Consider the following 19,444-nt stretch of genomic DNA (forward strand, 5'->3'; position numbering starts at 1 on the left):
ATTCATAATATTTGAGATATATAATATATCCTTTCACCTGCAAGTGCAATAAACAAGCTGATCTTATCTGCAGTTGCAAAGAACATCTCCTTGATATCATCGCATTTAATATGCCTGATTTCCAGGAATAATGGGAAGTTTTGTCGAACCCCTTGTAAAATTATATATGAATATATTTAATATGTGTTGGATAGAGATGTGTGGATTGGCTTTTGACCAAAAAAGGAGGGTGGGTATTACGAAGGCACAGCTCTAATTCTTGACTATAACAAGGAGTGAATTCGCCATGGCTCGTAGATTCACGATGCTCTGTTTAGCTCTCATATGCGCTTTTTCATTAACCGCCGGCGCTGCTTCAGCTACGGAAACGGATGTACAGACAGCCAAACCTGATGGGTCCAAACACCGTGAACTACCAAGTTTCAAAAAGCCGAAACATTTGGATGCAGCCGACATCTATGATGCGCCAGGTGATATCAAATTATTGCTGGGAACATTACAGGGAATCGTTAACAGAGAGCAACCCCGAATCTATCTGATTGAGTCCCAGGAAGAAGGAAAATTGACCTGGCTTAAGGACATCAAGGTGCCTTACACGCTTCATCAAGATTATTGGGAAGTGTTCTCTGCTTATCGCAGCGAAGTCAAAGGCATGGTTGTATATGATCCCCAAGTACCTGATACAATCAACGTAGCAACCACGCTCGCAGGACTGAAGAATGCTGTGGTTGCCAGTCCCGAGTTAGCAGTCAAATTGTCCAAAGCCCCTTACAAATTGAAAATTGTAGATGACCTGCGGGGTAAATTCAATAGTCGGATAGATGCCTATACTTGGCAATATGAGAATCTGTGGAAGAAAACGAACCACCAGATGTTAATTGGACTTGATCCGGATACGGCGATTCGCATTCCATCCGGCATGCCTGAATCCTTTGTTACGATTGCGGAGGAAAAACAACAGATTCGAGATGCAAGCAACCGTGACACGTATTCCCTGGACCTTTCTTCACTCTTGGGAAAATCTTCAGTATATCTCCGATTTGATGACGCTTTCACTCAGGATGGCTGGGGACCGGCTGTACATGAGATTACGGTCAAGGCGGATGGAAAAGAGATCGCTAACTTTATCGCAGGAACATCGGAAGAAGAACAATTCCTCTATGACAGACAGAATTCCAAGGTTGCTGAAGGAGAAGGCGGCCATCGTTTCGCTGATAATGGCAATTATTTTGTGTATGAATTCACTCCTCCTGCGGGTACTCAGAACCTGACGGCTGAAGTGGACATGTGGAATCAGTATAAAGTATCCGCGGGTAATATCCGCCCTCTCTCCGCTGAGCAACGGGAGCCCTATGCATATTTAAGGGATTATGCAGTCGCTAATAAAGCGATGGTATTCTGGCTGGATTCCAATATACCTGAGCAAAAAGCACTCTTCGAGAAGATCATGTCTGATGTAAAACCCGGAACTCCCTACCTTGGCTGGTTTAGCAATGATGTCGAAGGTGAGTTCAGCTCCGTTGAGATCGCATCTCGATATGGCGTCTATGTTCTTGCAGCCGATTGGTTCAGCAACCTGACTGTTTTCTCGGGGACAAAACCGAATCTCACCCCGGTGAAAAAATCTCCGCGACCTGCGCTGGAGAACAAAATCTATGTAACGTATACCTTTACGGAAGGCGATAATTTTCAGTATAACCAGCATCGCATGCGTGTGATGTGGGATGATCCGGCCAGGGGTAAGGTTCCGATTAACTGGACTTCAAGCCCGCTTCTCTACGAAGGTGCACCAGCAATATTGAATTATTATGTGAACACCGCAACCCCAAATGATCTGCTGATCGCAGGACCATCCGGTGCAGGATACTTCTATCCAGAGGCATGGCCCGACTCAAGCTTCCGGCAATTTTTGCAGCAAACTGAAAAATATATGAAAAAGACTGGCATGACCATTCCTTATGTGTTGAACCGTGTAGACAGCGAGAATGTACCTCTCACGCCATTTAAAGCCAAGGCTTATGCACAGGATTATCATGCACCCGGCTTATTCATCAGCTATGAAGACAACTATGGTGTGGAAATCGTTGATGATAGCCTGCCCGTATCCACAATTCGTGGGATAAGTACCGTGCAGGATGGATTACAGGTGCTGAAGGAAGCGAAAGCGAATTGGGATGGTAAATCGCCATTGTTCGTTTCCCTTGGATTGCTTGCATGGAGTACGACTCCATCCGATGCACTGGCGATCACCGAAGAACTCGGAACAGAATTCAAGGTTGTCCGTGCTGATGACTATTTCTCCTTAATCCGAGAAAGCTACAACTTACCCGCTAGCAAGTAATCACCATACTTACAATGAATTTGCAGACGCATCAAAGCATCGTACCCTGAGTAATGGGGTACGATGCTTTTTTCGAATGAAGCCTCACCGCTGATTTACCATTTAACAGTGACACCGGAACATAACAGCACCGCATGATCTTTCTCTTGGAAAGACTTATGCAGGCGCTGACCTCTAATAATTACTATCCTATTAACCTATCTTCCACTCAAATGGCTACTTCTTCACTGGTCTATCCGGTTTACCTGGCTTATCCGCTTTGCCGTCTTCCAGCTTAGCAGCTCCTTCCAGCAGAAATACGCCGCTGAGCTGAGCCGTAAGGTCGAGTGGGTTCTGGGCTGCTTTACCCCATGCCTGACCGAATAATCCAGTGTCCCGGCTACCTTTCAGTAAGGCATCGGCATTGCGATAGACTGCCTTTTTCAGGCTCTTGTTATGCCCGACTTCATACAACTCAACCATGTAGCGGATCAGGATGCCTTTGAACAACGCACCGTCCCCGTCGCCGTCCTCTTTAAATATGCCCGTCTTCTCATCCGTTAAGGTTTTCAAAGAACCAGCTGCGGTTTTCTCGGCATCTTTCAAATACGTCTTCTTTCCTGTAATCCGGTAGAGTTCAACACCCGCTCCGATAAACGTGCCTTGATTGTACGTAAAGATCCATGCTTCATTCACATCCAGTGTGCCATCCTCCTTCAGTACCAAACCATCCGCTACCAGGCCCGTTTTCGGATTAACCAGATGTTGTTTCTCCCAATCATATATTTTTTTGGCCCATTCCAGATCCCGCTCATCGCCAAAACGTTCATACAACCTTGCAGCCAAGATAGCGGCAGGTCCATTGGAACATGCATTTCGGTTATAACGCTGATCCTTTTTCCAAGCCATACCGCCAAGCTCATCTTCCCACCAGGCGGTCTTGATGTCATCCCACAACTCCATTACGTATCCCTTCATCTCTTCACTGCCTGTTGCATCATACAGACGAAGCCCGGCGAGCGCGAGCCATTCCATATCATCGTAGAATTCATTGTGAAGTGAACCATTTCGTGCAATGATACTGCGAACGAGTTCTTCCGCACGCTCAGTGTAGGCCTTGTCTCCTGTACGTTCGTATCCGTCCACCAATGCATCGACCGCATGAGCCTTCCACCAGTAATTTAAGGCCTGTTCACCTTCTGGTGTTGATGGGTAAGCATTATTCATCATTTTTGATGCATCGTTCCAGTAGTATTCATACAGCTTCTCTTGCGACCACTGCGCCTGATCTGCATAGCGATTCTTGCCACCGCTTGTTGCCCCCATGGTGGTGACCAGAATAATGCTGAGTACCAGCGTGAGGCTCACCATTTTCCTTTTGCTCATCAGATCCCTTCCCTTCTCCAATCGACTTATAACTAACAGTTTTACCCGTAAAGCAGTGTCAATCCCTTGCTCCAGCTCTGTTCACGCCTGTCCCTGACGGTGTTCCTTCACCCCCTTCCATATTTCTCAGGCAGAACTGCAGATGATGCTGATAACCAGAACTATTCTTTTACGGCTCCAAGTACGATTCCGTGGATTAGATAACGTTGCAGAAAAGGATATATCATCAGAATGGGAATCATGGATACCAGAATTTTGGCAGAATTCAACGTTGTATTGGAGATTTTATTGAACTGCTGCAGCTGTTCGACCGAAAGATTCTGCATCTGATCACGTGTGAGGCTGAGCTGCTGCAGATAGGTCTGGAGCGGGATTTTGGAGCTGTCGTTAATCAGAATGATGCCGTCAAAGAAATTGTTCCAGTGCCCAACAATAACAAACAGCATGATCGTTGCCAGACTCGGCATGGAAATGGGGATGAAGATTTTGAGCAGAATTTTAAGCGGACTGGCACCGTCAATGAATGCGGCCTCCTCTAATTCCTTTGGAATTCCCTTGAAGAAGTTCATGAGGAGAATCACATTAAAGACAGGAACTGCCCCCGGCAGAACCAGCGCCCAAATGCTGTTAATTAACCCCAGCTTGCTGATGACCATATACCATGGAACGATTCCGCCGCTGAAAAGCATTGTAAACACAATAATCCACATATATGTGTTTCTCGATCTGAATTGTGTGACGCTTCGTGACAACGGATAGGCCATGAGAATGGTCAAAAACATGTTGATTGCTCCCCCAAGCACCACCCGCTCGACCGAGATGAAAAAAGCCTTCCAAAACTTCGTATCATTCAGAATCTGGCCATACGATGAGAAATTCAGCTCCACTGGAAAAAAATAGACCCGACCTGCATTAACAGCTGTACTGCTGCTGACGGACACCATAATGGTATTGACAATCGGCGCCAAGGACATGAACGTAATCAGAATTAACGCAAACATAATCAACAGGCGGGATAGCCTGGAGCCGAGCGATTTGGATTGAATCATGCTAACCCTCCTAGAAAATTCTGTACCCCGCATACCTCGAAGCCAGTCTGTAGGAAATCACGATCAGAACAAAGCTGATCACCGATTTCATCAGTCCAATCGCTGTTGCAAATGAATATTGCATGTTGATCAGACCCATACGGTATACAAAAGTATCGATAATATCGCCCGTTTCATATACCAGCGGATTATACAGGTTAAACACCTGATCAAAACCCGCATTCAGTACATTACCAAGACTCAGCGTACCCAGCAGGATAATCGTTGGGAACATACCCGGCAGCGTGATATTCAGCGTCTGTTTCCAGCGACTTGCGCCGTCCATTGCGGCAGATTCGTACAATGCAGGGTTGATTGCCGTTAATGCAGCCAGATAGACAATCGTCCCGTAGCCAAATTCCTTCCACGTATCCGTCACAATGAGCAGCGGCCTAAACCAGTCATTACTTGCCAAGAACATAATTCGCTCCAGTCCGAGAAACTCAAGGAAGTTGTTCACCATGCCATCGAAGGAAAAGATCATGGTCAGCATGGTGCCCAAAACCACCCAGGACATAAAATGCGGCAAATAGACGATGGTTTGAATTGTACTCTTGAATACTTTCAGACGCACCTCATTTAACAGCAGAGCGAATACGATGGGTACAATCAACCCTAGAGCAATCTTTCCAACTGCGATGACTAATGTATTAATGAAAATCTGCTTCGCGTCCGGCAGTTGAAACATATATGTGAAATTGGAAAGCCCTGCCCACTTTGACCCGAATATTCCTTTGGCAGGAATGAACTTTTGGAATGCCATCACGACCCCGAACATCGGTACAATTGAGAAAATGAACAGCATGATCATGCCAGGAAGCAGCATAAAATGATAAGTCATTTCATCAAAAGTTTTACGTTTCTTTTTCCTCCCGTAACGCACTTCCCGCTCTTGATTAACGGTTGTTTCCATTAGCGGCATTGTCCTTTCCACCTCCATCATGTGCTTAATTGGACAGGCTTTATCGACGAAAGCCCGTGCGGAAGTCCACCATCAGGCTTCCACACCTAAGCTCACGCGATCCTTATCTGTTGCTCATCTCGTTGACTTCTTCTGTAATCTCGTCACCACCCGTACGTTTCCAAGTGTCGACAAACTTATCGAATTCATCTACAGGGGCTTCCCCCATAATGATCTTGAGCATGGTTTCCTCTTCGAGCTTCTGCAGATTCGCCCACTTCAGCTTCATGGTCTCGGTTGTTCCATAGAAGCCTGCGGGAATCACTTCCAAATTCGGATTATTCGCCTCACGCTGTCCCTCGATCCGGGAGAGATATTCACCATAAGTGTTTGCATCGATCGCATTACCTTTCTCTTTGAATTCCTGATAGGCCTTGAAAGAAACCATTCGATCTTCCTGAACAGCGGAAGCATCTCCGGCCTCATCCGCCTTGATCAGATCATCGTAATACCGCTTCAGCACATCGTCATAATCCACTTGCATCGGAATCTGGGTAGGATCATTGTTCCAGCGGCTTGCATCGGTGAGCAACTCGTCAGCATGCTCTTTCTTGTAATTGATTGCGTCCTCCGTTAAGGAGTACAGGAAATCCGTTGTTAAATTGACTGATTTCATAATCGCTTCAGGATGAGCAAAATCCTTCTTCACAACGACGATACCACCGCCCACCGGATCTTGCCGGATCGTCTTGAACTTGCCATTTTCATCCACTGGTGCAGATACGGCAACCCAGACTGCTTCAGGATCTTGTTTGATGGAATCCTTGTAGTTGGTGTAGCCGATCCACCATGGATTAAACACCATTCCGGCCTGTCCGTTGATGACGAGAGCTTCCTTCTCTTCACTCGACCGGACAGCAAACTGTTTATCAATCAAACCTTCTTTATACATGGCGCTCAGCTCTGTCAGCGCTTGCTTCACTTCGGGTTGAACAGATCCATATTCAACCTGACCGTTCTTCTGAATCCAGTTCATCGGAAAGGCACCGTGCGCAGCAAAGATCGGCGTAAAGTTCATCGCATTGGAATCCATGACCATACCTACCGTCTTGCCTGTTCCCGAAACGTCCTTCTCCACAAACGTTCTCGCGAGATTCCATACATCCTCGACGGATTCCGGCAGCTTCGCGCCTACTTTATCCACCCAATCCTTCCGGACCCACAGCAATTGGTGCTGGTTTCCGATATTCGTCATAGGCAGACCCATGATTTTACCGTCCACCTTTACCTGATTCAGCAGCAAATCTCCGTAGGAACCATAAATATTTTTAACACCCTCGGATGCTGTCTTCTCATAAACCTCTGTCATGTCGGCAATGAGATCGTTATCCACCAGTTGATTAAATATTTCGCGGCTGACAAGCATTACATCCGGGAGGTCGCCTGTCGTCATCGAGAGTGACAGCTTCTGATCCATATCATCTGTTTCCCAAGCCACCTTGGCTTTGACGTTCACCCGGTCTTCTACATAGCGTGTAGCCAAATTGTTTTCAATGGTATCGCCGGCAGGCAGATTGTTCACATGATTAGTATTTCGGCCAATCGTAAATTCCACGGGTGTCTCATATTTACCATAAGGTTCATAGTCCTGTTGTGAAATTTGCGGTTGTGCACTCTCGTTATTGCCCCCGGTACAACCACTGACTACAGCTATCATCATGCTTCCGATCAGCAGCGTAGCCATCTTACTGCGCTTCTTCATTCTGTCATCCCCTTTATCTGATTTGCTTTTGATAACCAAATTGTATGCGTTTTCAAAATTGGCGTATATGCCACATTTTTCGGATATGTAACACTTTTTTTATGACCTCCAATTTACTTTATTTCTCTGTATTAAAAGTTTATAACAGTAACAAATAAGCGGTCGCAACAGCAACCGCTTCCGTACTAGCACTATGTTTTTAATGTAACTATACACTCTATCATGTTGCAGGAAGGACGATTGACACTTCCGTTCCGCTGCCTGGCTCACTATGAATAACGAGCCCGTAATCCCGACCATAATACAGCTTGATTCGGTCATTAACGTTCCGAACACCACATCCGCCGTTCTCTCCTGTTAACAACCCTGCCGTCTGCACTGGCGTCATGCCAACACCGTTATCACGAACGGTTAATTTAATCCCCTCTTCCACCCCGCTAACCGCAATGTGAATGCGATAATCTATCGCATCTGCCTCCACAAAACCATGCTTGATGGCATTTTCTACAATCGGCTGCAAAATAAAATGAATCACCTCGGTATGTAATACCTCGTCATTGATATGGTAATCCACATCAAATCGACCATCGTTCATGATGAGCTGCAAATCCAGATACGCCTTAATATGCTGCACCTCAGCCTCAATGGTGGCCATATTCTTCCCCTGGTTTAGTGTTGTTCTATAGAAACGGGCTAATGCGGATACCATATAACTCGTTTCTATATCCGCCTTTTTCTCGGCCCTCCAGCGTATAAATGAGAGGGTATTGTACAGGAAGTGAGGGTTGATCTGACTAATCAACTTGTTATATTCACTTTCCTTCTTGGCAATTTCGGCGTGATACACCTGAGAGATCAGGCTGTTGATCCTTGTCAGCATTTTACCGATACCGTTAGTCAGCTCACCAAATTCATCCCTGGATGAACTCCGGATAACCACATCCAGATTGTTCCGCTCTACCTTGTCCACCTTGTTCTTGATATGGATAATTCTTTGCGTAAAGTTATTAGAAATGACATAAATGAGCAGGAAGGTAATGAGCAGGCTGAGGATGATGACAAACAGCGTAATTTGAAAAATACTCATTGCATTGGCGTACGCATTGGTATTCAGCAGATTATAGTGAATGGTCCAGCCGTTGTTGGCGAGTGAGCGGCTAAGACTTAGATCGCCAGACTCCCCAACTTTCGAACCTGCGGCCACAGCAACACGCTTTTGGTTTTCCTGAAATATCACATGCTGCTTCGCGTCCTCAATATGAACAGCTACATGTTCCGACAGATTGTCCAGATCTGCAAAGATGCTATCATGCTGAATGGAGATCACCATAAAATTGCTGTCTTTCGGATTGCTGATCAGTTCCTGAACGAGATAAAGCTTCTCCCCATCCACAATCCAGCGCCTGCCTCGAAATCCGTCATACCAAGCCTTACTCTTGAGATCCCCAATTGGCAAAATATTATTGCGGATCCCCAATAACTCCCCGGATGTATAAAAGGTAATGCCTTCAATATCATCATCCATCAGCCGGATGTTCGAGATCAATGGCTCCAGAATGTCCCGGAAATCCAGGTACATATTATAATAATTATCTTCGTAGTCTTTCGTAAATATTTGCGATAAGTCCCGATTAAGCACCATGAACTCACTTAGCGTATTGTAGCGATTAATCTTATAATCCATAATGTTAGCCACCTGCTCCAGACTCGCTTCAGCTTCGCTCCGCAACTCCTTCATTTGAATACGGTAAGACTGTATGAAGGAGAGCAGTCCAAGCAGAAGGATCGGAATGAGTGCAATCACCAAATGGGATAACAGCAGCTTGTTTCGGAACCTGATATCATTGAATTTGCTCTTGATCCATCCGATCATGAAGCACCCCGCACTCTCTGAACTGTAACGGACTGACGCCAAACCTGTTTCTGAACAGCTTGGCAAAATAAGAATGATTGTCGATGCCAACGGCCCCTGCAATATCATTGATTTTCATATTCGAATGAGCCAGCAGATGGCTTGCACGCCGCAAACGATAATCGGTCAAATATTTCGAGAAGTTCTCCCCAGTCTCTTTTTTAAACAAAATGCTCAAATACCCTGGAGATAGATAAACATCGTGGGCTGCCTCGGATAATGAAATATCTCTCTGATGGTTATCCTTCACATAATCCTTCACCTGTCGAATGACCTTCGATTCCACGGATTCCGGTTCGGGACCTCCGCCATAAGCACGGATCTGCGTGATATCCTCCATCACCTGTAGAAACTCTTCCCTAACCAGTGGCTTGAGCAAATAATTAACCACACCCAGTCGAATGGCACTGCGGGCATATTCAAATTCATCATAACCGCTGCAGATCACAATCTTTATATTCTGCTGCGTTTTCCTGGCTTGTTTGCTAAGCTCTAGTCCGTCCATAAGAGGCATTTTGACGTCGGTGATGAGGATATCAATCGCGTTCTCTACCAGAATTCGCTCTGCGCTCTTTCCGTTCTCGGCTTCCAATACTTGAAAGGGAAAGCCGTAGTGAGAGATCAAATCCTTAATGCCTTCTCTTTGCACGCACTCATCGTCAACAACAAGAACATTAAACATCATGACATCTCCTTTGCAAGTAAAGTGAAGGCAAACTATAAGGGGACTATCTTGGTGTACATAGTATTCAGTCATATCGTAGTATATCATAGATTTAGGAAAGGGCTTTCAAAAAGGTAATCCACCAATTTTCAGGCATCGATGTCCGTGATTTAAGTGCCCAGCGACATAGAAATATCATGTAAAACAACAAAAAAAGCCGCCAAAAAGGCGACTATTTCCGTACACGTGCTATCCCTTAACCGCACCTAATGCAACGCTGCCTATAATTTGTCTGGAGAATATCGCAAAGACAATGATAATAGGCAAGATCGAGATCGCAACACCCAAATACAACAGTCCGTAATCCATTCCATAATATCCTTGTACCAGCGCAACGAGTACCGGAAGCGGATATTTATCCAGGGAGAAAAACAGGACCAGCGGCGTGAGAAAATTATTCCACGAACCGATAAAGGTGAATATACCAAGGGCCGATATGGCCGGGCCCAGAATGGGCAAGACAATCTGATTGAACGTGCGGAACTCCCCTGCACCATCTACACGTGCAGATTCAATAATCTCGTCTGGAATGCTGCTCTCCATAAATTGTTTGATAAAAAACACATTAAATGCATTCGCCGCTGCCGGCAAAATGATCGCTGCATAGCTGTCCAGCAAACCTAACGTACTGAACAGACGATACATCCCGATCAGCGCGAGCTGCCCAGGCACCATCATGGTGGCAAGCAAGAACAGGAATAGCCAGTTGCGACCTTTGAACTTGAACTTGGCGAAGCCATAAGCCGTTAGTGAACCGATATACAAAGATAGCACCGTAGACGTTCCGGCAATGAAAAAGCTGTTGGCAAACCCGCGCCAGATATTGATTTTGGAAGCCATGTTCGTATAATTATCCAGCAAGAAGGGGCCTGGCAGAAACGTAAATGTCGATGCAATCGTCGCATTATTATGTGTGGAATAGATGAGCATGAGATAAAATGGAATGATACAGAGCACGGCAAGGCTAATCAAACACAGATAAATAATGACTTTGCCCAGTGTCAGACGCCTCACAGTATCGTACTGCTGTAGAGTAACTTTTTGTTGTTCGACTGGTTTGACGGTTGGCATTTCATTTCCCCCTCCCTATGCACGGCTCTTGCGCTTCGTCATCATGAAGGATACGACCGATAGCAGGATAATGATGATGAACAGACAGAATGCAATGGCCGCCCCATAACCAAAACGTGTACTTTGGAATGCCACATTATACAGATACATAATACTCGTCATGGCTGCACGATCCGGACCACCCGTTCCATTCGTCAATGTAAACGGCTGATCGAAAATCTGAATACCCCCAATAATGGACGTGATCATCTGAAATAGAATGATGGGGCGGAGCATTGGAACGATGATATGAATGAAAATATGTTTCTTTTTCGCCCCATCCATTTGAGCGGCTTCCTGCAGTGCCGGATCAATACCCTGAAGCCCTGCCAGATAGATGACCATGGAGTAACCAAAGTATTGAAAGAACAGAATGGATGAAACAATCAGTCGCATAAACCAGGGATCATTTTTCCAGTTAATTGGATCATCGATAAGTCCAACTTGAACCAGAAAATGATTCAAACCGCCGGATTGCCAATCAAAGATCAGACTCACAAGCAGACCCAATGATGCAGCAGTAACGATGTTGGGAAAGAAATAAATCGCTCTGAAAAAGTCTCTTCCCTTAAGTAGCTTGTCGTTGAGGATAAAGGCGAGTACAAGCGAAACAGTAAGTTGTGGGACTACAGAGACACCCCAGATAAAAAGGGTATTAAATAATGTCTTGTAGAACAAAGGATCTTGCAGAACAGCAATATAGTTACCGAGTCCGACGAAGTCCGGCGTGGTAATCCCATCAAAGTTGGTGAAGCTGATATAGAGAGAATACAGAATGGGGTATAGCCCAAATATGGCGAAAAGAATGAAAAACGGAGCAATGAAATAGTATCCGTAATGATCTTTGCGGATTGACTTGGCAAACATGATTTGTACCCCCAGTCATCGGATGATTAAAAGGCATTCGCTTACTTCTAAGCTAATCCACTTCCAGCTCCGGAAATCTCAATTTGACATCACGATTGATTCGTTTTACGGCTTCTTCTTTGGTCTGAATGTCATTATTGAGATACAACTGGAGAACATTTTTGAAGATGTCATTGTTAATGGTTGAATCATATTTGGTTCGCTCATATACAGGAACCTGCTTGGCTGCTTCCGAGAAAAACTCAAAATGCTTCTGTCCTCCCAAGTACGCTGAAGATACAGATCCCGCAAGCTGATCATTCACGACCATGTTGCTTGTGAAATAGTCCTGTTCCTTCGCCAGCCCAGACAGAAAATCATGATCAAAGTTATAAAACTCAATAAACTTCCAGGCCAGATCCTTTTTGTCACTTTTGCTATACATTGCAATATAAGTTCCTCCGGCACTAAAAGCGGATGGCCCCGGCGCGAGACCCCACAATCCTTCGGTATCCGGAGCGTTCGCCTTAAAGGTGTATTGCAACGCCCAGGTTGCTCCTGGATAGAACATCACTTGGCCTTTTTGCATCGAAGCCGCATATCCGGCACTACCATCATCCAACTCTGCAAGCACATGCCGCTGACGGGCTTCACGAACAAGGTCAAGCACCTTCATATAAGTGGGATCGATGACTAACTTCCCATCCTTAACCCAAGGGATACCATCATATGAATTGGATATCGCATTCCAGTTGGCAAGGGCATGAACTTTATTTCCACTCTCCTGCTCAACTCTCTCTCCAATCTCGAATATCTTCTCCCATGTATCAATTTGCGGCGCTACCTTCTCCGGATCGTCCGTACCCAAATATTCTTTGGCCAGATCTCTCCGATAATAAATACCTCCAGGCGTTCCCTGATAACCGATCGCTTTAATATTTCCTTCGCTATCCTTCTCATTAGCCTGCACAAAAGCATATTGCTCTGGAATTAATTCATTGGCGTTATACGGTGCTGCCGATAAATTCTCCAGATAAGGCACATCAATTAGCTCTCTTATATTTGCATTCTCGATCATAAACACATCCGGAGCCTTGGACGTTGTCTGTAGTGCAGACTTAAGCTTGGTGATGTAGAAATTACCCGGAATATTGACAAAGTTCACCTTAATGTCCGGATATTTCTCCTCGAATTTCTCAATCGCATAACCTGCTTCATCCGTAAAACTCCAGACGGTGATTTCCTCCTGCTTGGACTGGTTGGCTCCACTTGGTTGGCAGCCGGACACCATTATCACTGCGCTTACGAGTGCAATCATGGAGATATATTTAAGCTTAAACTTCTTCATGGGCCCCCTCCTTCAAAAAGGAAACGCTTACAATTTATTAGAGTATATGGATTTTGGAGAAGGCTTTCTCCCCAAATATTGTGAATCATCCTTCATATGTTGTGATATTTGTACGATGCTTCTTGCGAAATTCGGAAGGGGTACAATCATTATATTTTTTGAACAGACGGTTGTATGAGTTCACATTGTTGAACCCATGACCAATGGCAATATCCAGAATGGATTCTTCGCGGAACAATAACGCCCATTCCGATTTGATTATTCGAAAATGATTCAGGTATTCCATCAGTGTGATTCCTTTGATCTCTTTAAACAATTTACATACGTGAAACTTGCTGAATTTAATGTGCTCCGCGACTTGATCCAGTTTGACGGGTTCAGCGTAGTGCTCCTCGAGGTATTCACAGACCGATTCGAGAAATTCAAATTTTTTGGAAGGCGTACAGGGCCATCCTGAAGTTAATTCATCTGTAATCGGTGCCTTTGTGCGCAGCATATGAACGATGAGATCATATAATCTGGCAACCATTAACCAGCGATACCCCGCCTGTTGATCTTTCTCTTCATTCGCTAAAGCATCTATATATTTCCCAAGATTTTTCTCATTACAAAGGTTGGACGGGATGACCGTCGTTTTGTTGAAAAGCTCCCCCAGGTCATGGGTTTCTTTTTCGGTTGTGAAGCTTCCCGTTAATAACTCCAGCCGAAACAGGATAATAGTTAAATGATCTGTACCTGGCAAGAAACAGTGAATGTCTCCCGGTTTAATAATCAGCACGTCTCCGTTTTCAAGGTCAAATACATGGTTATTAACGCCAATTCTCGCGCTTTTCCCATTGACTACAACCAATTCAACCTCTTCATGCCAGTGTGCGGCAAAATTAAACTGTTCCTCGGTATGAATTACCTTGATTGGAAAACCTTCAGTCATATGACCTGTTTCAAGAAAAGTAGGTACACCCATCAAATCACCCTTTCCACATTTTCCAGTTCAACAATGATCTAGTTATCATTATTATGCATCAAGTATAGCTGTCCCTTCTAATCGAGATAAAAAAACGATTAAAAAAACGAAAAAAATCTCCCCAACATTTGTTAAGGAGCCCTAAAATTGATTTAATTTCTTTATAACCGGCTGCACAAGTGACCGCAATACAGTGGTAGGGTGTCAGATTCAATTTTTACCACTTTTCTTGATCCACTCATGGATGCTTTGCAAATTGGACTTGAAATACGTAGTAAAGAACCATTCCTGATAGGCTGATGGTACAGTAATTCCGTCCAAGCTTTGGTTTCTTTGAGCCGCATCGGTCACGATTTCCAATAGATCCGTTATGTAGGCTTTGACTTCATGTAGTGCGTTCAATGAGCATATTTCTCCATGCCCCGGTACGATGATTTCTATATCCAGCTGTTCGACTTCGTTCAAAATATCCAGCCATTGCTGAGGATTAGCATACATGAGAACCGGATGATGTTTAGATAACACCAGATCCCCCATTATCGCAATTCTGTCTTTCGGAATAAACACCAGGGCATCGCTTTGAGTATGACCTCCGCCAAAAGTAATAAGTTCAACACTGCGCTTACTGCCATGAATAGTCATCTGCTGATCAAAAGTTAAGTTCGGTAATGAATATACCAGATCGGGGAGCATCTTCATATATTCACGATCACTGGCATTATCCCATTGCATTTCCTGTCTTAACTTTTCGTTTGTCTCTCGTTGTATTTGCTCATCGAGTTCGTCTATAGCATCATATATCGCTTCAGGTTTTGCCAACTGCTGCGTTATCCTGTTCCTTACAAAAGTATCCATAATTTCGCGAGTAATCGATGTGGAAATAATCTGAGCTGAAGGGTCAAATACTTGATTGCCACATGTGTGGTCACTATGCCAATGTGTGTTGATTACATAAGAAGCCTTTCTACCCGTGAGGTACTCAGCGGCTGCCTGCAAATCCTCTGCAGCCTGTATCGTCGTGAATGTGTCTACAACTAGCGTTTCATCGCCTAAATCAACGATTGTGGCATTGCCCAATGAACCTGTACCAGGAACTGCAATCGCAGCAAACACACCCTCAGTAACCTCATTCAATCGGAAATGCCTTGAACCTGTGAATGCCCCTATTCCACGCATTATGGATACCTCTCCTTTCTGATTTCAACTATGAAAAAAAGAGTTGATACGAGCATTCTCATTTTGCTTCGAAAGACATCTTCATTAGTCTTTCTTCTACTTGATCTCGAATATCCTGATCCAAGATTCCAACTCCGAAAATCTCTGAAAACCATAACCCATCTGTTGCTAACTTGATAATAGCAGCATTCACCGGATCAATGCCATCGTTTAAAATTTCTTCTTGAAGAACATTATTTTTTTTATTGTACACTGCAAGTAATTCGGGCTTCGAGAATAACACGGCCAAAAGCGCCGTACTCAAAGCTGCAGTCGTTTGGGGATCATGGAAGGTCGTTTCGATATAAGCCCTGCTCCATTTCCCGACTTCGTTGCTTTCGCTTGATTTCTGCTGTAGTTCAGAGAAAAACGTATCCCCGAATTCCTCGATCATGGCAGTAACGATGGCTTCCTTATTGGGAAAATGATGAAGCAATCCGCCCTTGCTTACTCCCGCATGTTTAGCAACAGCTTCCAACGTCAATTTCTCCATGCCCAAATGTTCGACAATATGTGATGCTGATGCCAAAAGCTCATGACGTCTTGAATTACTTCTCAAACAGATGACCCCCTTCATGTACGTTTATTTAAAACGGACTTGCGTTTGATGATTTGGATGGACTTTTGGAAAAGTTTAAAAGTACTACACCCCCGATAACCATCATAAGTCCGATTCCCGAGAGCATGTTGAAAGGATCTTTCCATAAAATGACGCCCAACAAGGCGGTTATTGCTGTCCCTACACCTGCCCATATGGCGTAAGCCGTGCTCAAAGGAATGGTTTTCAAACACATTGTCAAAAAATAAAACGATAACGACATGCCAACAACAAGTCCAATGGAAGGTAACAGATTCGTGAATCCATCCGACAATTTTAACATGGTAGTACCGAAAACCTCAGCAATGATGGCAATGCCCAGTGCAAAATAACCTTTCATTATTCATTCCTCCATTCTTGCTCAGCTATGAGCCAATTTCATAATCACAACCCCAGCAATGATTAGAATTAATGCTGAGATTTTTCTGACGTTCACGCTCTCTTTATAAAACACTATGCCAACGAGTGCTGTAAGGGCAGTTCCTACACCCGACCACGTTGCATATGCGGTACCAAGCGGAATGGTTTTTAAAGCCAGAGAAAGACAAAAGAACGCTGTACCCATACCCAAAATCAATCCTACTATCGGAAGTTTCTTTTGGAAGCCGTTTGATAATTTCATCATGGAACTACCAAAAACTTCAGATACAATCGCTAAACCTAATAAAAAATATGCAACCATCTCTCATTCCTCCTCGCACATACATAACGTTATTCAACTTCCAGTTAACTATACCGTCTGGACGGTTTTTTGTAAAGTTTTATAATAACTTGATGTTTGCCAATATTAATTACTTTCATGCCATACCGGTATAGCCATAGGCTATAGCTAGATATAACTTAATGGAATTACATTATAACTCCGGATATGTGATAACTTTTTGGTAACATATTGTAGAGGAGTTTTACGTCATGGCAAAAAGCAGTGTATTGGGATATCCACGAATTGGTGCGGATCGGGAATGGAAGAAAGCCTTGGAGGCATTCTGGTCAGGTAAGCTCGAAGAAACAGATTTTCAAGCAAAATTGCAGGAGATTCGGTTAGATCACCTGCGCAAGCAGCAAGAAAAAGGTATCGATCTTATTCCTGTCAATGATTTCAGTTACTATGATCACATTCTGGATACTGCCGTTATGTTCGGAATTGTTCCAAAACGGTTTGCATATGACGGTGGCGCTGTACCTTTGTCCGTCTATTACGGAATTGCACGGGGAACGAAAGATGCAGCAGCAAGTGAAATGACAAAATGGTTTAACACGAACTATCACTATATCGTGCCTGAACTGGACGGTGCTTCCCCTGCCCTTACGGAAAATAAACCACTTATTGCTTATCGCGAAGCTAAAGAGAAGCTCGGTATTGAAGGAAAACCGGTTCTTGTTGGACCGTTAACTTTCCTGAAGCTGTCCAAAGGATATGATAAATCCGAAACGAACGCTTGGCTGGACCGCTTGCTTCCGCTCTATGTACAGGTGCTTCAAGAGCTTGCAAATGAAGGAGTTCAGTGGGTACAGATTGACGAGCCAATCCTCGTTACCAAAACAAGTGATGCTGACCTAGAGCTGCTGAGTAAAATTTATGAGACGTTTGCATCTGCTGTACCAGGTCTGAACATTATGCTGCAAACCTACTTTGAATCCGTAGAGAACTATAACAACATTGTTGCCCTACCGGTTCAAGGTATCGGACTTGATTTTGTACATGGAGCTACGGGTAACATTCAGTCCATTCAAGCGTCCGGTTTCCCAGCGGATAAAGTTTTGGGTGCTGGGGTTATTGACGGCCGTGGTATCTGGAAAGCCTCTTTGCCAGGAAAACTGAAGCTGTTGGATGAACTGGCTGAACTCGTGACACCTGAACGTTTAATCGTGCAATCCTCATGCAGTTTGCTTCATGTTCCGGTAACGACAGAGCGTGAAACTAAACTCACATCCGAACTGAAAAATGCTCTGGCATTTGCAGATGAAAAATTGGACGAGATCGTTCTGTTGACGAAAGCATTGACTTCAAGAAATGCTGGAATCATCGCTGAAATTGAAAATTCCGATCGTACGATCCAGGCTCTCCAGCAATCCGAAGAGCGCAATCGTGTTGCTGTTCAAGAAGCCGTGGCAACACTCAGCGTTCAACAGCCGGAACGTTCCCGACCGTTTGCCGAGCGTCATATCGCGCAGCAGAACAAATGGAAATTGCCACTTTTCCCGACAACGACTATCGGCAGCTTCCCACAATCCGCAGAAGTGCGTAAAGCACGTCAATTGTGGCGTAAGGGTGAGTTGAACAATGAGCAGTATGCTGCCTTCATCCGGGATCAAATTGATATCTGGATCAAAATTCAGGAAGAGATCGAGATCGATGTTCTCGTACATGGTGAGTTTGAGCGTACCGACATGGTAGAGTTCTTTGGCGAAAAACTTGCAGGGTTTGCCTTTACACAATTCGGATGGGTTCAATCATACGGTTCCCGTTGCGTAAAACCACCAATTATTTTCGGAGACGTTGCATTTACCGGAGAAATGACCGTTGAAGAAACCAAATATGCACAGTCCCAGACACAACGTCCTGTAAAAGGTATGCTGACTGGACCGATCACCATCATGAACTGGTCATTTGTACGGGAAGACATTCCGCGCGAGCATATCGCATATCAATTGGCGTATGCACTGAGACAAGAAGTCGAAGCACTGGAGCAGGCAGGTATTGGCATGATCCAGGTCGACGAGCCTGCAGTTCGCGAAGGACTGCCGTTGAAGGAAAACGAGCAAGCCGATTATCTGGCTTGGGCTGTCAAAGCTTTCCGTATCTCTACTTGCACGGTTCAAGAGACAACTCAAATTCACACACATATGTGCTATTGCGAATTCCATGACATGATTGATTCCATCGAAGCGATGGATGCCGATGTTATTTCGATCGAGACATCCCGCAGTCACGGTGAACTGATTCACAGCTTTGAGTTGAACACTTATAAACTGGGCATTGGACTTGGCGTATACGATATCCATAGCCCACGTGTTCCAAGTGTGGATGAAATGACAAGCATGATCGAACGCGCCTTGCGTGTATTGGACCCTAAACTGTTCTGGATTAATCCGGATTGCGGTCTCAAAACTCGTGGACTCGAAGAAACCGTTGCTTCCTTGCGCAACATGGTTGATGCAACCAAGATTGCTCGTGAAAAGCACGTTGCAGCAACGGTTTAAGTTGAATAGATAAATAATTCAAGAATTCGTTTATAAAAGGCGGACATTCCTATGCTATGGAATGTC

General features: G+C 44.6%; 16 protein-coding genes. 2 read left to right on the forward strand and 14 right to left on the reverse strand.

The features are described 5' to 3' along the window. Positions 1-286: 286 nt before the first annotated feature. A complete protein-coding gene (locus gpAD87_RS11525; RefSeq protein ID WP_064638479.1) occupies positions 287-2,341 on the forward strand; it encodes a GxGYxYP domain-containing protein in 2,055 nt (684 codons plus the stop codon). Between the two features lie 216 nt (positions 2,342-2,557). Here the strand turns inward: gpAD87_RS11525 and gpAD87_RS11530 are convergent, their stop codons facing one another. The 14 genes from gpAD87_RS11530 to gpAD87_RS11595 all read right to left on the reverse strand — a co-directional run bounded on the left by gpAD87_RS11530 (position 2,558) and on the right by gpAD87_RS11595 (position 16,856). Continuing rightward, positions 2,558-3,706 carry a glycoside hydrolase family 76 protein gene (locus tag gpAD87_RS11530; protein WP_082935089.1) on the reverse strand — a complete coding sequence of 383 codons (1,149 nt, stop codon included), beginning with the start codon at positions 3,704-3,706 and terminating at the stop codon, positions 2,558-2,560. Between the two features lie 161 nt (positions 3,707-3,867). After that, entirely contained in the window at positions 3,868-4,755 is an 888-nt protein-coding gene (locus gpAD87_RS11535; protein WP_063565073.1) for a carbohydrate ABC transporter permease, read from the reverse strand. A gap of 10 nt (positions 4,756-4,765) precedes the next feature. Further along, positions 4,766-5,707, reverse strand: coding sequence for an ABC transporter permease (locus gpAD87_RS11540; protein WP_082935277.1), 942 nt, complete (start codon positions 5,705-5,707; stop codon positions 4,766-4,768). Between the two features lie 112 nt (positions 5,708-5,819). Beyond that, entirely contained in the window at positions 5,820-7,457 is a 1,638-nt protein-coding gene (locus gpAD87_RS11545) for an extracellular solute-binding protein (RefSeq protein WP_064638480.1), read from the reverse strand. 220 nt (positions 7,458-7,677) lie between these two features. Next, positions 7,678-9,330, reverse strand: a complete 1,653-nt coding sequence (locus gpAD87_RS11550) for a sensor histidine kinase (protein ID WP_064638481.1) — start codon at positions 9,328-9,330, stop codon at positions 7,678-7,680. Then, the gene (locus tag gpAD87_RS11555) at positions 9,299-10,054 is read right to left on the reverse strand and encodes a response regulator transcription factor (protein WP_079696107.1); all 756 of its coding nucleotides are present in this window, start codon (positions 10,052-10,054) and stop codon (positions 9,299-9,301) included. Before gpAD87_RS11555 ends, gpAD87_RS11550 begins: the two co-directional genes overlap by 32 nt. 228 nt (positions 10,055-10,282) lie before the next feature. Next, entirely contained in the window at positions 10,283-11,164 is an 882-nt protein-coding gene (locus gpAD87_RS11560; RefSeq protein ID WP_064638483.1) for a carbohydrate ABC transporter permease, read from the reverse strand. A gap of 15 nt (positions 11,165-11,179) precedes the next feature. Beyond that, entirely contained in the window at positions 11,180-12,070 is an 891-nt protein-coding gene (locus gpAD87_RS11565) for a carbohydrate ABC transporter permease (RefSeq protein WP_064638484.1), read from the reverse strand. A gap of 52 nt (positions 12,071-12,122) precedes the next feature. After that, entirely contained in the window at positions 12,123-13,397 is a 1,275-nt protein-coding gene (locus tag gpAD87_RS11570) for an ABC transporter substrate-binding protein (protein WP_064638485.1), read from the reverse strand. 85 nt (positions 13,398-13,482) lie between these two features. Next, positions 13,483-14,328, reverse strand: a complete 846-nt coding sequence (locus tag gpAD87_RS11575; RefSeq protein ID WP_197521406.1) for an AraC family transcriptional regulator — start codon at positions 14,326-14,328, stop codon at positions 13,483-13,485. A gap of 243 nt (positions 14,329-14,571) precedes the next feature. Further along, the gene (locus gpAD87_RS11580; RefSeq protein WP_064638487.1) at positions 14,572-15,537 is read right to left on the reverse strand and encodes an MBL fold metallo-hydrolase; all 966 of its coding nucleotides are present in this window, start codon (positions 15,535-15,537) and stop codon (positions 14,572-14,574) included. A gap of 58 nt (positions 15,538-15,595) precedes the next feature. Then, the gene (locus gpAD87_RS11585; protein ID WP_157258452.1) at positions 15,596-16,135 is read right to left on the reverse strand and encodes a TetR/AcrR family transcriptional regulator; all 540 of its coding nucleotides are present in this window, start codon (positions 16,133-16,135) and stop codon (positions 15,596-15,598) included. A 28-nt stretch (positions 16,136-16,163) separates the two neighbouring features. Next, the gene (locus gpAD87_RS11590; RefSeq protein WP_064638489.1) at positions 16,164-16,514 is read right to left on the reverse strand and encodes a DMT family transporter; all 351 of its coding nucleotides are present in this window, start codon (positions 16,512-16,514) and stop codon (positions 16,164-16,166) included. A gap of 21 nt (positions 16,515-16,535) precedes the next feature. After that, entirely contained in the window at positions 16,536-16,856 is a 321-nt protein-coding gene (locus gpAD87_RS11595; RefSeq protein ID WP_064638490.1) for a DMT family transporter, read from the reverse strand. Positions 16,857-17,086: 230 nt separating this feature from the next. On the opposite strand from gpAD87_RS11595, the gene metE reads away from it, so the two are divergent. After that, complete coding sequence (gene metE / locus gpAD87_RS11600; RefSeq protein WP_064638491.1) at positions 17,087-19,378, forward strand: 5-methyltetrahydropteroyltriglutamate--homocysteine S-methyltransferase; 2,292 nt, start codon at positions 17,087-17,089, stop codon at positions 19,376-19,378. Positions 19,379-19,444: the final 66 nt, after the last annotated feature.

Origin of the sequence: Paenibacillus sp. AD87 (assembly GCF_001659845.1) — a bacterium.
Lineage (GTDB): Bacteria > Bacillota > Bacilli > Paenibacillales > Paenibacillaceae > Paenibacillus > Paenibacillus marchantiae.

Bases quoted from the DNA above. Each gene is read 5' to 3' on its own strand.
- gpAD87_RS11540 (WP_082935277.1), bottom strand. From the start codon at position 5,707: ATGGAAACAACCGTTAATCAAGAGCGGGAAGTGCGTTACGGGAGGAAA.
- gpAD87_RS11525 (WP_064638479.1), top strand. From the start codon at position 287: ATGGCTCGTAGATTCACGATGCTCTGTTTAGCTCTCATATGCGCTTTT.
- gpAD87_RS11580 (WP_064638487.1), bottom strand. From the start codon at position 15,537: ATGCGTGGAATAGGGGCATTCACAGGTTCAAGGCATTTCCGATTGAAT.
- gpAD87_RS11530 (WP_082935089.1), bottom strand. From the start codon at position 3,706: ATGAGCAAAAGGAAAATGGTGAGCCTCACGCTGGTACTCAGCATTATT.
- gpAD87_RS11560 (WP_064638483.1), bottom strand. From the start codon at position 11,164: ATGCCAACCGTCAAACCAGTCGAACAACAAAAAGTTACTCTACAGCAG.
- gpAD87_RS11545 (WP_064638480.1), bottom strand. From the start codon at position 7,457: ATGAAGAAGCGCAGTAAGATGGCTACGCTGCTGATCGGAAGCATGATG.
- gpAD87_RS11555 (WP_079696107.1), bottom strand. From the start codon at position 10,054: ATGATGTTTAATGTTCTTGTTGTTGACGATGAGTGCGTGCAAAGAGAA.
- gpAD87_RS11570 (WP_064638485.1), bottom strand. From the start codon at position 13,397: ATGAAGAAGTTTAAGCTTAAATATATCTCCATGATTGCACTCGTAAGC.
- gpAD87_RS11535 (WP_063565073.1), bottom strand. From the start codon at position 4,755: ATGATTCAATCCAAATCGCTCGGCTCCAGGCTATCCCGCCTGTTGATT.
- gpAD87_RS11575 (WP_197521406.1), bottom strand. From the start codon at position 14,328: ATGACTGAAGGTTTTCCAATCAAGGTAATTCATACCGAGGAACAGTTT.
- gpAD87_RS11550 (WP_064638481.1), bottom strand. From the start codon at position 9,330: ATGATCGGATGGATCAAGAGCAAATTCAATGATATCAGGTTCCGAAAC.
- metE (WP_064638491.1), top strand. From the start codon at position 17,087: ATGGCAAAAAGCAGTGTATTGGGATATCCACGAATTGGTGCGGATCGG.
- gpAD87_RS11595 (WP_064638490.1), bottom strand. From the start codon at position 16,856: ATGGTTGCATATTTTTTATTAGGTTTAGCGATTGTATCTGAAGTTTTT.
- gpAD87_RS11565 (WP_064638484.1), bottom strand. From the start codon at position 12,070: ATGTTTGCCAAGTCAATCCGCAAAGATCATTACGGATACTATTTCATT.
- gpAD87_RS11590 (WP_064638489.1), bottom strand. From the start codon at position 16,514: ATGAAAGGTTATTTTGCACTGGGCATTGCCATCATTGCTGAGGTTTTC.